Raw genomic sequence first — 13,450 nt, 5'->3', positions numbered from 1 at the left:
TTTCGGAAAATCTCAAACCTTTACTGAACTGGGGCGGCTGCCCCAAAAGGAGGAGCCATGCGCATACCCTACGCGTATCTCAAACAACAAACGTGGCTGTATCGCCGCAACTATCCCAGAGCCTTGCAGCCTATGCTGGGACAGTCTCTAAAGCAGTCCCTGAAGACCGGGGATGCCAAGGTCGCTAAGGTCCGGGCGGCGGAGGTGAACGCGACGTTCGAGGAGATCGTGGCCAAAGCCAAACGGGGGATCGTCGAGGACACACCCGTGGCACCCGTGGAGGCTCCGGTCTTCGCCAAGGTCTCTCCGGTTGTCGGGCGGGCCAAGGTGGCGGACCTGAACCGCCCCGGGTTTACCGGAGAGTTTCTGGTTCAATAGTTAGGCTGCTTTTTCGTCAGCGTTCAAGCTTGCGTAGAATGCCTCCTCTGCTTCTTGTGGCGTGATGTAACCGACGGCGCTGTGAAGGCGGGTGTTGTTATACCAGTCGACCCATTTCAGAGTTTCCCATTCGACCTGACCGACCGACTTCCAGGGGCCGAGGAACTTGATGACCTCGGTCTTGAACAGGCCGATGATGCTTTCGGCGAGGGCATTATCATAGGAATCGCCGACGCTTCCGACCGAGGTATCGATGCCGGCCTCTGCGAGCCGCTCGGTGTATCGGATCGACAGGTATTGGCTGCCACGATCACTGTGATGGATCAATTTGTCAGCCTCAGACGGCGCCCTCTGGCAGATGGCCTGGTTCAGGGCATCCAAGACGAAACCAGTCGTCATCGAGGTCGAGACCCGCCAGCCAACGATCTTGCGGGCGAAGACGTCGATGATGAAAGCCACGTAGACCATTCCTTGCCAGCTGGAAACATAGGTGAAGTCGCTGACCCAAAGCTGGTTTGGCATGTCCGCCACGAAGGCTCGGTTTACCTTATCGTGCGGGCAAGGTTGTGCCGTATCGGGGTTGGTGGTGATCACCTTCTTGCCCCGCACAACGCCTTGTAATCCCATGACCTGCATCAACCTCTCCACCGTGCAGCGGGCGATATCATGGCCACTGCGGCGTAGCTGGTGCCAGACCTTGCGCGCGCCATATCGGCCCCGGCTGCCCTCGAAGGCCTGCTTGATCGCAGCCATGTCCAGCTGATCCTGCCTGGCCCGGTCCGATGCCAGATCCGGATCACGCTCCACGGCCTTGAAGGCGTAATAAGTCGATGGTGCGATCCCCAGAACCCGGCAGATCGGCCCGACACCATGGACACAACGGTGATCATCAATGAACGCGATCATTTGCGGAATGGGCGGTCGAGCTCCGCCGCTGCGAAATATGCGCTGGCCTTCTTCAGGATCTCGTTGGCCTGGCGCAGTTCACGGACCTCACGCTCAAGTTCCTTGATCCGATCCTTCTCGGCACTTGTCAGACCGGCCCGCTGCCCGGCATCGCGTTCGGCCTGCTGACACCAGACCCGCAGACTGTCCGGCGAACAGCCAAGCTTCGGCGCGATGGCCTTATAGGCGGCCGTATCGCTGGAATAATCGGTACGGTTCTCTCGAAACATCCGAACACCGCGTTCGCGAAGCTCGGCCGGATAGGCGGGGGTGAATCTCTGCTTTGTCATAGGGCTCATCCTTTGAGTGTTTTACTCTCCGGTAAACCCGGGGCGGTTCATAGCGAAAACAACCATCGTGGTCGGCACAATGGTGCTTAAGATTGGCCGAAAGATACTAGACATAATCACCACGATCCTCGGCGAGTACCCAATGGCAAGCACTGGTACGATTTTCGGTGCAATCTTCGGTTACTTGATCTCGTCAGTGCCCATCATCGGCATGATTTTTGGGCCGCTAGTTGGCACGCTGGCGATAGCCTTTGGCTTTGCAGCGGGTGCAATGCAAGATTTGGGAAACAAGGCTCTCGAACGCCGGATCAAATCATCGCTAACCTCCTTCGATGCTTTGAAGCCAAGGGTGTGAAATGGAAGACAAGTGGTTTGCTGACGTTGACGATGTTGTAGCTGATGAACTGAGGTTTAAAGCAAAACTGGGCATCGGTGAGGATGCATACACATCAAAGCGCGTAACGAAGGCTGTTTTCGAGGCTTGGGATGTTGCCGGTGTTGCGGCCACGGGTGCTCAGGTGGCCAGTTCGGCTCTCGTCGCTCAGAAGTTCTTCGCCGCACCGAGCTTACTTGCTTCAATTGGGATCGGTACAGCGACAGCTGCCACTCCGATTGACTGGGTCATTGCAGCGAGTGTTTTGTCCGGTGGCGCTTGGTTGGGCATTACACGCTACCTGAAAGGTGATGATGGAAAGACGACTGTCATTCCAGAGTTCATTAACACACCGATTGACGTACTGGGTTTGGGCCTATTTGACCTTCTTGCGCCCTTGGCGTTGAAGGTGGCCGCCATTGATGGCCACACCCATGAGCGTGAACTTGGTACGATCAAACACTACTTCATCAAACGCTGGGGGTACTCCGCAGACTTCGTTGACTGTGGCCTCGAATTTGTTTCCCAGAAGCTTGATGACTACGACGTAAAGACGGCTGCAGCGACACTTGGAACTTTCGCAAGAGACAATCCTGACTGCAAAGCTAACGTGATGCTTGCGGACATTACCGCCTTCTTACGTGAAATCACGGAGGCGGATGGTCGTATCGACGAACGCGAAGAGATGGCAATCGAACGCGTTGAGAAAGTGTTTGCTGAGGAAATGCGATTTTCGCTATCGCGTACTGTCGCGCCAATTGGGACAGCCGCTTCGCAAGTTACTACTTCAGCGGCAAGCACTGCGACCAGTATGGGCAAAAAAGCCTCAAAACTAATGGGGCAGGCAAGCTCAGGCCTAGCATCGGTGGTCCGCAATCCATGGAATCATGATGAAAACCAATGAGCCGCTTTCAACCGCCCGCCGCACACAAAGCTTTTGAAGTGAGATAGTATGATCCCTGACTATCAGTCGCTGATGCGGCCAGTACTAGAATGTGCACGAAAAGAACCTAGAAAAATCTCCGAGGTTGTTGAGGAGATTTCGAACCACCTAGGACTGAGCGAAGAAGACCGACAGCAAATGCTGCCCAGCGGCAAACAAACGACAATTGCAAACCGGGTTCACTGGGCGCGATCTTACATGAAGCAAGCAGGTTTGGTTCGAAACATCAAACGCGGTTGGTACGAACTTACAGACCGTGGTCGCATTGTGGTTGACGATCCATCAATCGCTCTCGACGCCAAATACCTCGAAAAATTTGATGAGTTTCAGGAGTTCAAGTCACGCGGGAAAGAGAACGACGGAGCGACTGTAGCAGATGAAGAGGTCGAAACGCCAACGAATACGCCCGACGAGAACCTGCAGGCGGCACATAGAAAACTAGAAGCCGTACTTGCCGCGAACTTGCTCGATTATGTACGGTCAGCATCGCCAATGTTCTTCGAAAGCCTGATTGTCGATCTGTTCATCGCCATGGGGTACGGGGGTACGTCAGAGGACGCAGGGCGAGCACTTGGGCAGTCGGGCGATAATGGAGTGGATGGTGTCATAGACCAAGATCCGCTTGGCGTTGACCAAATCTATCTTCAGGCGAAGCGTTACGGACCGGCGAACAGCGTCGGGCCGGGTGACATCCGAGACTTCTACGGCGCTTTGAGCATCAAGAAAGCGACAAAAGGCATCTTCGTTACAACTTCAAGCTTTACCGGCGCAGCCCAACAGACTGCTAAGGACCTCGGCTCTCGAATTGTCCTGATTGACGGGCCGCAACTCGCAAAGTTGATGATCAAGTACAATATCGGTTGTCGCGATAAGGATGTATTGCGCATCAAACAAATTGATGAAGGGTATTTCGAGGACGCCACAGACTGAATGCTCATCACAAACGCGATGACTGGGAGTTCGCGGCCTATGGCGTGGACTTCGACATGCTGCAGGGTGTCATAGCCCGGAAAGACTGCTCCAGCCGCCACCCGTTCTACCCGTGGCTGGGGCAGCACTTGGGGCACCCTAGCGGGGGTGACCATAGTCAAGCTTCATGTAGGACAAGACGTCACTAGCAGCGCGAGTAACTGGCTGGGGTGGTAGGATTCGAACCTACGGTACGCAGTACCAAAAACTGTTGCCTTACCACTTGGCTACACCCCAACCGTGCGGGCGTACTTACGCCGCTCTGTGATCGGGATCAAGACCCGGAATCCGAAAATTTTTCTACTCTTCCGGCGCGTCTTTCTTGAGAAGGTCACCGCCGGGTTTTTCGGCGCGTTCCGAGGCGACGATCCGTTCAAGCTCCTTGTCCATCGCGGCTTCTGTATCGCCGACAGTGGCGGTGGCCGCGGCGATGGCGGCGGCGTTTGATGTGGTGGGATGTGGACTAGGCTGCAGTGCGGGGGCATCGCCGACTCCGACGATGCGCAAGGTGGTTTCCGGCATGACGATGCCTGCGTGGTCAAATGCAGCGAGGCACAGGCGCCACGCCTCACTGCGAGCCTTGAGATAGCTGGTTTCGTGCTGCCTGATCCAACCGGCCACGTTCAGGATGATCGCGCTGTCCCCCAGATCCTCGATCCAGACCGCAGGCGCGGGTTCGTCGATCACGAAAGGCAAGGAGGCCACAGTTTGTAGGGCCAAGTCCTGCGCACGGGCCAGATCGGTGTCGTATGCGACGCCAAGACTGACCAGAAACCGGCGTTCGTCATTACGGGTATAGTTGACGATCCGGCTTTTGAAGACGGTGGCATTGGGTATGCGAATGTGGTTGCCATCAAAGCTGAGCAGAATCGTGGCCCGGCTGGTCAGGCGGATAACCTTGCCGATATCACCTTCGATCTCAACCTGATCATTGGGCCTGAAGGGTTGGCGAATCGACAGCATGATCGACGCGATGAAGTTTTCGACCGTGTCTCGTACCGCGAACCCGATGGCGAGACCGATGATCCCGGCCGCGCCGAGGATGGTGGAGAGCAGTGCAGTGGCCCCGAGAATGTCGAGGGCAATCACGAGGCCACCCAGAATGAACGCGATGCGGATCACTTGCCGGTAGATGTCAGCTATAAAAGCGTTGGGGGCGATCCGGTCCCACGGACGTTTCATACGGGCGATGAGAAAGCCGATCATGACAACAAGGGCAAACGCCGCGACCGCTACGGCCAGAAGAGGCAGGTAGTTGATGAATTGCTCGGACCGCGCCCGGAAACGCTCCCAAGCGGGGTCCAGACGGCGCGCCACATCGGTGGTTTCCTGCACCCGGTTTTCGATGGTCACCACACCTTGAACGCGGCCCGCGATTTCATTCAGACGAGAAACGGCAGGACCATCCAGCGCTGTGCCACGCAACGTAACGATGCCAGAGTTCACTGTGACAGTGACGTCTTCGTAACCGTCCAATTCCATCAGGATTTCGCGGATGCGATTGGCAATGGCCGCATCCTGCTCTGCGCTGTCCTCGACAGTGATCGTGCCCGTGGGCTGATCCGAGGTCTGCGCCTGAAGCGGTGCCTCAACGACGCTCAGGACAAAAACTGTGCTTAGAAGAATGAGGCGGAACAACAGACCCATGGTTTCAAACATGCGCGACGGCTGAAAGGGTTTCAAGCGTGCTTTGCAGTTATCCGCCCCGAGACTGGGCGGCAGGCAGATCGAGGTCCGCAAGACTGTCGCCCATGCCGGAAGTCCAGAAAAGATGCCGCCCTCTGCCAGACCTTTTTGCGGCGTAAAGCGCGACATCGGCACGCGAGACATGTGTCGCTGGATCGCAGCGCACCACCATGCGCGATACGGCAATCCCTATGCTTGCCCCGATCGTAACGTCTTGCCCGTCGATTATCGCAGGCTCGGAAATGTCGCGGATCAGCCCGGCTGCCAGGGAAGTAAGCCGCGAGTGATCCGTTAGCCCGGGGCAGACGACAACAAATTCGTCACCCCCAGCGCGCACGAGTAGGTCATCCTGCCGGGTGTGGCTGCGCACAATCGCGGCAACGCGTTTGAGAACGGCATCGCCGACACTGTGACCGAGCGTGTCGTTCACCTGTTTGAAGCGGTCCAAATCCATTTGCAGGATGGCATATTCGGTGTCGGATTGCCCAAGCCGCGCCAAGGCACCATCCAACGCGCGACGGTTGTGCAGCCCTGTCAGCCCGTCGGTCAACGCATCGGTTTCAGCTGCCAGTCGGGCCCCGTTCAAACGGGCATTCAGGCTGAAGGACGCGGCCATCGCGCTGGACTTGGCTTCTTGAAGAAACAGAAGCTCCATCACAAGGTCACTGGGGGCAAAATCCTGAGCGGTCAGGCCAAAGCGCTGAACCGCGTCGACTACGGCAATGCCGAACGACAGATCAAGGATTGCTCCGTCGGCCCGATCATCGACCACCAATCCCCGCAATCCAAACCCTGGCTCTGCCCGAAGGCGCAGGCGCAGGACTTGACCTGCCAAGTTGCGCAAGTCGGACATCGACGCCGGTTTCGCGGGGCGCACTATCTCGAACACTTCGAGAAAGCGGGAACCTGTCGGGTCATCTATGCCAAGTTTGCAAAAGCTTTTGCCGACTTGCCGGATATGCCCCGTGGGTCCAATGCAAACATGCAAGGGACGGATCGCGAGCAGGAGGTCCGTCACTGAGATCATGCGAGATGTGCCGCCTCGTTTTCAGCCAGTGAAAACCCACGGTCATCAGCAAAGGCCGTTTCGATAACCTCCACCTCGATGACCTCGGCCCCGTCGCGCACGCCGCGATGATCTAGCACTGCAAGCGTTCCGTAATCATCAGCCATCGCCCGCAGTAATCCAACAAGAACATGGCCGAACCCGGTCGGGGTTCCGGTGCAATGTATTGTGAAATTCCGCGGATTCGGTTCCCAGATGTGCACATGGGGCAGCTCAAGGCCGGAAACCGCGAGGCGGGTGCGGCCCGGCAGATCATCAAGCGAATGCAGCAGTTCGGAAAACGTGTCACCACCAAAGCGCATCAGCCGTCGGACCGACGCGTGATTCTGATGGGTGATCAGGTACGCGCCCAGGTCTTCGAGGATCACCGAGGGCGCGCGATCAAGATTTTGGGCACAAGCCGTCAGAAGAATAGGAAAATACGCAGCATCGTATTGCAGCATCGCCTCGAACGACGTGACAGGCAGGTCGGATAATGCGACGGCCTGCGCCCAGCAATCGGGTCCGAATGCGTCAGAGATAAACGCTTCGAGTGTGCGAAAGATGAGACCGTGCATGGTGTGTGCCCTTTGTTTGGCACACACCATGACGTGCGGTTCTTAAAAAACGGCAAACACAGGTTTATTAGAAATCGGTCGGCGCGCCGCCTTCGGCTTTGCGGCGTTCGACGAAAGCAGCCAATTCCTCTTGGATGGCGATATCCATCGGAGGTGCCTCGAATTCTTCGAGAATGGCTTTGTACATCACGTGCGCACGCTCCGGGGTCCAGACGCTGCCTGCGGCCTCCCATGCCTCGTAGTTTTTCCAATCCGACAGGAACGGCTGGTAGAAGGCAGTGGTGTAGCGTTCTTGCGTATGTTTCGTGCCGAAGAAATGACCATTACTGCCGACCTCGCGGATCGCCTCGAGGCCCAGCCCGTCATCGCTCACATCGCAGATTGCTGGATCCATGTAGCGGATCAACTGCTGGATCACCTCGCAATCCATGACGAATTTTTCAGGGCTGGCGATCAGCCCGCCTTCGAGCCACCCCGCCGCATGGTAGACGAGGTTGGTGCCTGACTGGACCGCAGCCCAAAGGCTGTGTTCGGTTTCCCACATCGCCTGACCATCGGGGACGTTCGCGGCACAGACACCGGAGGATCGCAGCGGCAAACCGTAAAAGCGCGCCATCTGGCCGGTCATTTGCGTGGCGCGCATGTACTCCGGTGTTCCGAACGCAGGCGCACCCGACTTCATATCGACGTTTGAGGTGAACGTGCCGATGGCGCAAGGCGCGCCTGGGTTGATGATCTGAGCCAATACAATCGCGCTCAACCCTTCGGCCAGAGACTGCGCGACAGCACCCGCCATCGTCACGGGAGCCATCGCACCAGCCAGCGTGAAGGGCGTCACGATGCAGCCCTGTCCCCGCGCCGCACAGCGCATCCAGCCATCCATCATCGGATGATCATGCTTAAGCGGTGAGGTAGAGTTGATGTTGGTATACATGCGCGGGGTGGCGTCGAATTCCTCGTGGGTCAGACCACCGGCGATGCGGACCATCTCCATGACGTCCTCGACACGTTCCTTGCCCAGCGAATAGGCGTGGGCCACTTTGTCAGTCAGGGTCAGCTTGTCGTAAAGCACATCGAGGTGCCGCACACTGGCATGGATATCCACAGGTTCCACGGGGTATCCACCAACGAAGTGAATGCAATTAAAGTACTGTGAAAGCTTGAGGAAATTGCGGCACATCTCGCGGGTGCCAGGCACCTTACGGCCCATTTCCATGTCCCAATAGTTGGGGGGTGACGATACATTGCCAAACAGGATATGCCCCTCACCGACAACGATCCGGCGATCCGGGTTGCGCGGTGTGATCGTGAAGGACCGCGGCGTTTTGCGCACCCATTCCATAACGAAATCGCGGCCCATCTTCACGTTTTCGCCGTCAACAGTGCAGCCTGCTTTTTTGAGAATGCGCACCGCCTCTGGGTTCAGGAATTCGATCCCGATCTCTTCGAGGATGATCATTGCCGTATCGTGAACCCGCGCGACTCCCTCTTCGGTCAAGGGCTCTGTCGGACGGTCGATATTGATCGGCAAGCTCCACGGCAGCTGTTCGATCACCGACGTGCCACGGCGCACGGCGTGGCCGGACCGCCCTCCGCTCCGTCGTTTGCGTGTGGTGGCCTCTGTCATGACGTCCTCCTGCGTTGCCACTTTAGCTAGGCACCGCAGAGGGGACTTATCCTGCCGGAACACGACTCATACGGTCGCTTTTGGTCCTTTCGGACCAAGATCATTTGAGGCCAAGCCACCCCGGAAGATGCCCGATGTCAGGCAATACAAGGTCCGCGAAAGGCTCCAGATCAGCCGCATTGGCCAGACCGGTCAGCACGGCAACCGTTCCCATTCCGGCAGCGCGCCCAGCGATAAGATCATGGGTGCTGTCGCCAACCATGAGCGCCCTGTTTGGTTCAACGCCAACGGCGGAACAGAAGGCCAGCAATTGGCCCGGTTCGGGTTTTGCTCCGTAACCGCTGTCAGATCCGGCAATGAAATCGAAGTTTTGACGGACACCCGCCGCATCAAGATGTGCAAAGGCCGGCGCCTCGGCATCATTCGTTGCCACGCCAAGCCGCAACCCGGCTGCGGCAAGCTGCTCCAGCAAAGGTAAAAGCGGGGCGGCCTCGGCCATCGGCGCAGCTGCGGCTTCTTCGTTGATCAATGCGAACAGGGCCTTGGGAGACAGATGCGGGCAATATGGTGCGAGTGTCGCGACAAGCTCATCAGGCGTTCCGGCAATGACAAAACTGTCGGGCGCGAAAACCCCAGCCTGCAGATCGAAACCGATGACATGTCCCAAAGCAACTGCGCGGTCGCGGTCGTTTTCGGCCAGGCGCATCAGAAAAGCCATCGCCCATGCGTTCCATGTCGCGCCGAAGTCGAACAGCGTGCCGTCTTTGTCGAACAAGATCGCAGTGATCTCGCGCGGGTCGATCACGGTCATGTCCAATGTACCTGCGCACCGCCCGGCAACGCTGCCCGCGCCTGCATCAGTCGGTCGTAAGGGATGCCTTCATTGTCACAGAACGCGATCACCCAAGCATCGTCCATCATGATGAAATCAAGCACCGAGGCCTGAAACTCGGGCACCCCGACACCGTCACGGAACGCCGCTTCGTCTACCCCGGTCGACCCCATGAAGACCGGTAGCAAATCGTCATTTCCTGCAAGCCAGACAATCGCCTTGATCGCGAGTTGCTCTGCCCCGTCTTTTGAAATCGACATTTTTAGATATTTCCCAAACGCTTTTTTAACCAAATAGCGGCAAAGAATTGGTGAGCAAAGTCTTAACGCCTGCCAAGCAACCGGAGTCGTCGTGCAAAGGTCCGTTCTAATCATCGACGCCATCAGCACCCGCCGCATTCACATGCGCGCGCAACTCGACACGGCGGCGTATCCCGTCGACCTTGCGGATACGCAAACCGAAGGATTGGCTCTCATCCGTAAAGATCCGCCTGATGTCGTGTTTATCGCCGACGACCTGCCCGGCCTCCGTCTTCGTCAGTTCTGCAAGACATTACGCGGCAATACGCAAACGCAGTTCACCACCGTTGTTGTGGCCGTGCGCAGTGAGAATCAATCGGCGCGTGTCAGTGCCCTTGTTGATGGTGCACATGATGTGATCGACATGAACAGTGATGGCGTCGATCTCAAGGCCCGGGTGCGCAGTTTCATGCGTACAAGTGGTCAGTCCGAAGGATGGTATCGGCAGCCGCAGACTCAAACTGTCACTGGCCTTGCAGAGGCCGTTCCCGAATTTTCCCCCAAGACTGTCGTAAGCTTTGTGGCACGGAATTCAGAGATATGGTTCGACAAGATCCTGAGCGACGTTTCGGCTGTCTCCGGTATCGACATAAGGCCGACATCCGCGCAACTGGCGCGGCGTAACCCGGATGTCGAAAGCGACGTCTATATCCTCCTCGAGACGGGGTCCGACGACGGGACGCGCGATACGCTCGTGGCTCTGCGGAGCCATCCCACCAGTCGCGATAGCCGCATTCTTTTTGTGACCGACTGCCCCTCCCAAATTGCTTCTCCGCTGGACCTCGGGGCGGATGATCAGGTGCCCACGACCATCACCGCCACTGAATTAAGGCTTCGAATCGATAGGCTTGCCCGCCGCAAACGCGATGCGGACCGCAAGCGCAAAGAAACAACAGAGCTTGCCCAGAAAGCCTACGTGGATGCTTTGACAGGACTCAGCAATCGCACCGCTATGGAAGAATACCTTTTGCAAATGGATCATGTGCTGACCGCGCAGCCACGGGCAGTTGCGATGATGATTGCTGATGTCGATCACTTCAAGGCGATCAACGACAATCACGGTCATGCGGCAGGCGATGTGATCCTTGCGCAATTGGCCCGGACAATGAGATCGAAGCTGCGCGATGGGGATTTCATTGCGCGCTATGGCGGAGAAGAGTTCCTGATCGTGCTGCCGAACGTCGAAGCAGAACAAGCGCATGATGTGGCCTTGCGGTTGCGCGACGCGGTTGCTGACAATCCGATTGCATTGAACGCAGGCACGCATGTGCGGGCCACGATCAGCATCGGCCTTGCCGTAGCCCATCGCAACGACCGCATGTCTACGACAGATTTGCAACGCGCTGCCGACAATGCCCTGTATTCCGCCAAACGCAATGGCCGCAACCGGATCGACATAGCGCTGCTGGCCAGCTCTCATGAACGGCCTTTAGGTGGGACGCATGGCGATCAATGACGACAGAGCGAAGATCGGCGCTCAGCGGCGAATCCGGTTCGCGATATCACGCAAACGCTCTTCAAGGCGGTCGGCATACGCGGCGCGCTCCGCGTCGGTCATGGCCACAATTCGGTTGACCAAAACCTCTTTGCCCAGTTCTTCGCGCTCGGCGCGACCGCGCGACTGGTCGGCGACCGATGTGATAAAGGCGTCGCGGTCGAATGGGGTCGCGCGCAGGATCTCCAGCGTGGACTGAAGCTCATTGACAAACGCCCCGCGATCGCGCCCTTGGCGCTGTAAACCCGCCTCGAAATCACGCCGCAGCGCGCGACGATCTTCATCGCTCAGCGCGCGCATAAAGAATGCGCCATAATCCGTACGTGTGCGGTCGGATCGCTTATCCGGTCCACCGGTGACAAAAAACCCTGCGACGGCACCGACGACAAGAAGGTTCAGCGCAACGGACACAAACAGCGTCACACGCATCCAGAGCGGTGCTTTCGGTTTTGCATTCTCCGCCATGTCAGCCATCCACCAGTAGCAAATCGAAGGCCCCAAGCCCGGCTCCGATATCCAGCGCCGCAGCATCGACCGGTGAAAGGACAACCATCAGGTCGTCGGTCAGCGCCCCACCAGCCCAGACCCCGACGCAGGCTGTCATCGCAAGCCCAGCCATGGCGGGCCATCCACCCAATGTCCCGAAGACCTGTCGCCAGAACGGCTGCCGCTCCGACACCGGCATCTGCGCTGCGGCATCTGCCATGACACGCGACAGCAAACCATCCGGCAGCGGTGGCGTCGTCTGACGCGCTGCGGCAAAGGCCGCCTCAAGCGGGTCGTCACTACGAGGTTTCGACTGTGTCATCTGTGTATCCCAAACCTTTGCGCTGGCCGCTGAGAAGCGTGGCCAGGGCCCGTTTGCCGCGTGCGGTCAGACTTTCCACCGCACGTGGCCCAATGTCCATGATCTGGGCGATCTCGGTGTTGCCCAGACCTTCTATATGTCGCAACACGACCGCCTGTCTTTGTCGGTCGGGCAATTGCATCAGCGCATCTTCCAGCGCCATCTTGCGCGCCTTGTTTTGCAATCGCGCTTCGGCCCCCGGCCCGTCATCGGCGACGTCCAGATCATCCGGCAGCCCGTCTGGTCTGGTCTTGCGCAATCGGTCGATGCACAGGTTCGCCGTCACCCGGTAAAGCCATGTGCGCACCGATGCGCCGCCTGCACTGTCCCAGCCCGGAGCATGCCGCCACAGCCGCAACATTGCCTCTTGCGCAACATCCTCGGCCTCGGCGCGGTCATTGAGCATCCGAAACGCATGCGCAAAAACCAGTGGCGTGTATTTTGTCGCAAGCGTCCGCGCCGCGTCGGCATCACCGGCGGCGTAGGCATCAAGCAACGCCGCTTCCGCAGCAGGATCGGTCTGACTTTGTGTCATGCCACCGTGTGTCTGGTTTCCGGTCCAATTTATCAGGTGTCCCGAGCGATGCACATACACCGCTCGGGACAGTAACATCGGCTCAGCGATCGCCGCCGTGACGCTTGCCACCGAACAGGCCGCCGCGTTTGCCACCATTCCCACCCATACGAGCCTCTGCGAATTCCTCGGCACTCACCGTGCCATCGTCATTTGCATCGAGCCGTTCAAACATGCGTGCGGGGTCGCGGCGGGACGAGATTTCATCTTCGGACAATGCGCCGTCACCGTTGCTGTCAAGGCGCGCAATCATCCGTTCGGCGCGTTGCGCGGCGCGCTCTTCACCCGCAGCCGCGATTTCTGCAGCGGTCAACAGACCATCGCCATTGGTGTCGGCCCGGGCAAAGCGATCAGCGCGTGCCTCGAATTCCTCGGCAGACACGGTTCCATCGCCGTTGGTATCCAGTTCGGCAAACATCGCGGCGCGACGATCCTCGCGCGAGGCAGTGTCTTGTGCAAAAGCCTCACCAGCCGTGGTGGCGAGAAGGGCTGCAATCACGAGTGCGGAAACCTGCTTGTTCTTGGTCATCTGTTTTTCCTTTTCATGTCCGGCCTGTTGACCGGTGCTT

Annotated in this window: 16 protein-coding genes, 1 tRNA gene and 1 other annotated feature; of the genes, 5 read left to right on the top strand and 12 right to left on the bottom strand. The window is 58.0% G+C overall.

Annotated features, from left to right (window positions below; translation table 11 throughout):
- Window positions 1-57 precede the first annotated feature (57 nt).
- Complete coding sequence (locus ACK3EW_RS02055) at window positions 58-378, top strand: DUF6538 domain-containing protein (protein WP_493808252.1); 321 nt, start codon at window positions 58-60, stop codon at window positions 376-378.
- On the opposite strand, the gene ACK3EW_RS02050 is transcribed toward ACK3EW_RS02055, so the two are convergent.
- A protein-coding gene (locus ACK3EW_RS02050) for an IS3 family transposase (RefSeq protein WP_493808251.1) occupies window positions 379-1,613 on the bottom strand; the annotation gives its coding sequence in 2 pieces (ribosomal slippage) (window positions 379-1,313 and window positions 1,313-1,613; 1,236 coding nt in all).
- Window positions 1,210-1,326 (bottom strand) — a sequence feature (AL1L pseudoknot). (Overlaps the previous gene by 117 nt.)
- A gap of 67 nt (window positions 1,614-1,680) precedes the next feature.
- Between ACK3EW_RS02050 and ACK3EW_RS02045 the strand changes: the two genes are divergently transcribed.
- Genes ACK3EW_RS02045 through ACK3EW_RS02035 form a run of 3 tightly spaced genes read left to right on the top strand, consistent with a single transcriptional unit; the run spans window position 1,681 to window position 3,859 of the window.
- Entirely contained in the window at window positions 1,681-1,968 is a 288-nt protein-coding gene (locus ACK3EW_RS02045) for a hypothetical protein (protein ID WP_493808250.1), read from the top strand.
- A 1-nt stretch (window position 1,969) separates the two neighbouring features.
- Window positions 1,970-2,890, top strand: a complete 921-nt coding sequence (locus tag ACK3EW_RS02040; protein WP_493808249.1) for a TerB family tellurite resistance protein — start codon at window positions 1,970-1,972, stop codon at window positions 2,888-2,890.
- A 48-nt stretch (window positions 2,891-2,938) separates the two neighbouring features.
- A complete protein-coding gene (locus ACK3EW_RS02035; protein ID WP_493808248.1) occupies window positions 2,939-3,859 on the top strand; it encodes a restriction endonuclease in 921 nt (306 codons plus the stop codon).
- Between the two features lie 201 nt (window positions 3,860-4,060).
- On the opposite strand, the gene ACK3EW_RS02030 is transcribed toward ACK3EW_RS02035, so the two are convergent.
- The 7 genes from ACK3EW_RS02030 to ACK3EW_RS02000 all read right to left on the bottom strand — a co-directional run bounded on the left by ACK3EW_RS02030 (window position 4,061) and on the right by ACK3EW_RS02000 (window position 9,926).
- Window positions 4,061-4,135, bottom strand: a tRNA-Gln gene (locus ACK3EW_RS02030).
- Between the two features lie 63 nt (window positions 4,136-4,198).
- On the bottom strand, window positions 4,199-5,557 hold the full coding sequence (locus ACK3EW_RS02025) for a mechanosensitive ion channel domain-containing protein (protein WP_493808247.1): 1,359 nt from the start codon (window positions 5,555-5,557) through the stop codon (window positions 4,199-4,201).
- A 37-nt stretch (window positions 5,558-5,594) separates the two neighbouring features.
- On the bottom strand, window positions 5,595-6,611 hold the full coding sequence (locus ACK3EW_RS02020) for a GGDEF domain-containing protein (protein ID WP_493808246.1): 1,017 nt from the start codon (window positions 6,609-6,611) through the stop codon (window positions 5,595-5,597).
- The gene (locus tag ACK3EW_RS02015) at window positions 6,608-7,207 is read right to left on the bottom strand and encodes a heme NO-binding domain-containing protein (protein ID WP_493808245.1); all 600 of its coding nucleotides are present in this window, start codon (window positions 7,205-7,207) and stop codon (window positions 6,608-6,610) included. Before ACK3EW_RS02015 ends, ACK3EW_RS02020 begins: the two co-directional genes overlap by 4 nt.
- 67 nt (window positions 7,208-7,274) lie before the next feature.
- Window positions 7,275-8,834, bottom strand: a complete 1,560-nt coding sequence (locus ACK3EW_RS02010) for a trimethylamine methyltransferase family protein (RefSeq protein ID WP_493808244.1) — start codon at window positions 8,832-8,834, stop codon at window positions 7,275-7,277.
- A 100-nt stretch (window positions 8,835-8,934) separates the two neighbouring features.
- Entirely contained in the window at window positions 8,935-9,645 is a 711-nt protein-coding gene (locus ACK3EW_RS02005) for an HAD family hydrolase (RefSeq protein ID WP_493808243.1), read from the bottom strand.
- Window positions 9,642-9,926, bottom strand: coding sequence for a DUF3572 domain-containing protein (locus ACK3EW_RS02000; protein WP_493808242.1), 285 nt, complete (start codon window positions 9,924-9,926; stop codon window positions 9,642-9,644). Before ACK3EW_RS02000 ends, ACK3EW_RS02005 begins: the two co-directional genes overlap by 4 nt.
- A 91-nt stretch (window positions 9,927-10,017) precedes the next feature.
- Between ACK3EW_RS02000 and ACK3EW_RS01995 the strand changes: the two genes are divergently transcribed.
- On the top strand, window positions 10,018-11,421 hold the full coding sequence (locus ACK3EW_RS01995) for a GGDEF domain-containing response regulator (protein WP_493808241.1): 1,404 nt from the start codon (window positions 10,018-10,020) through the stop codon (window positions 11,419-11,421).
- A gap of 21 nt (window positions 11,422-11,442) precedes the next feature.
- Here the strand turns inward: ACK3EW_RS01995 and ACK3EW_RS01990 are convergent, their stop codons facing one another.
- The 4 genes from ACK3EW_RS01990 to ACK3EW_RS01975 form a co-directional block, all read right to left on the bottom strand.
- On the bottom strand, window positions 11,443-11,925 hold the full coding sequence (locus ACK3EW_RS01990; protein ID WP_493808240.1) for a periplasmic heavy metal sensor: 483 nt from the start codon (window positions 11,923-11,925) through the stop codon (window positions 11,443-11,445).
- A gap of 1 nt (window position 11,926) precedes the next feature.
- Window positions 11,927-12,268, bottom strand: a complete 342-nt coding sequence (locus ACK3EW_RS01985) for a hypothetical protein (protein ID WP_439120629.1) — start codon at window positions 12,266-12,268, stop codon at window positions 11,927-11,929.
- Window positions 12,246-12,842 carry a sigma-70 family RNA polymerase sigma factor gene (locus ACK3EW_RS01980; protein ID WP_439120630.1) on the bottom strand — a complete coding sequence of 199 codons (597 nt, stop codon included), beginning with the start codon at window positions 12,840-12,842 and terminating at the stop codon, window positions 12,246-12,248. Before ACK3EW_RS01980 ends, ACK3EW_RS01985 begins: the two co-directional genes overlap by 23 nt.
- 82 nt (window positions 12,843-12,924) lie before the next feature.
- On the bottom strand, window positions 12,925-13,410 hold the full coding sequence (locus tag ACK3EW_RS01975) for an EF-hand domain-containing protein (protein ID WP_493808239.1): 486 nt from the start codon (window positions 13,408-13,410) through the stop codon (window positions 12,925-12,927).
- Window positions 13,411-13,450: the final 40 nt, after the last annotated feature.

The organism is Marivita sp. NO-S04 (assembly GCF_059070475.1).
Note: the sequence above shows the minus strand (reverse complement) of the source record. Positions and strands in the feature narration are given on the sequence as shown.

Coding starts and splice junctions, on each gene's coding strand:
- ACK3EW_RS01985 (WP_439120629.1), bottom strand. CDS start 12,268: ATGACACAGTCGAAACCTCGTAGTGACGACCCGCTTGAGGCGGCCTTT.
- ACK3EW_RS02000 (WP_493808242.1), bottom strand. CDS start 9,926: ATGTCGATTTCAAAAGACGGGGCAGAGCAACTCGCGATCAAGGCGATT.
- ACK3EW_RS02055 (WP_493808252.1), top strand. CDS start 58: ATGCGCATACCCTACGCGTATCTCAAACAACAAACGTGGCTGTATCGC.
- ACK3EW_RS02005 (WP_493808243.1), bottom strand. CDS start 9,645: ATGACCGTGATCGACCCGCGCGAGATCACTGCGATCTTGTTCGACAAA.
- ACK3EW_RS02035 (WP_493808248.1), top strand. CDS start 2,939: ATGATCCCTGACTATCAGTCGCTGATGCGGCCAGTACTAGAATGTGCA.
- ACK3EW_RS02040 (WP_493808249.1), top strand. CDS start 1,970: ATGGAAGACAAGTGGTTTGCTGACGTTGACGATGTTGTAGCTGATGAA.
- ACK3EW_RS01975 (WP_493808239.1), bottom strand. CDS start 13,410: ATGACCAAGAACAAGCAGGTTTCCGCACTCGTGATTGCAGCCCTTCTC.
- ACK3EW_RS02015 (WP_493808245.1), bottom strand. CDS start 7,207: ATGCACGGTCTCATCTTTCGCACACTCGAAGCGTTTATCTCTGACGCA.
- ACK3EW_RS02025 (WP_493808247.1), bottom strand. CDS start 5,557: ATGTTTGAAACCATGGGTCTGTTGTTCCGCCTCATTCTTCTAAGCACA.
- ACK3EW_RS01990 (WP_493808240.1), bottom strand. CDS start 11,925: ATGGCGGAGAATGCAAAACCGAAAGCACCGCTCTGGATGCGTGTGACG.
- ACK3EW_RS02020 (WP_493808246.1), bottom strand. CDS start 6,611: ATGATCTCAGTGACGGACCTCCTGCTCGCGATCCGTCCCTTGCATGTT.
- ACK3EW_RS01980 (WP_439120630.1), bottom strand. CDS start 12,842: ATGACACAAAGTCAGACCGATCCTGCTGCGGAAGCGGCGTTGCTTGAT.
- ACK3EW_RS02010 (WP_493808244.1), bottom strand. CDS start 8,834: ATGACAGAGGCCACCACACGCAAACGACGGAGCGGAGGGCGGTCCGGC.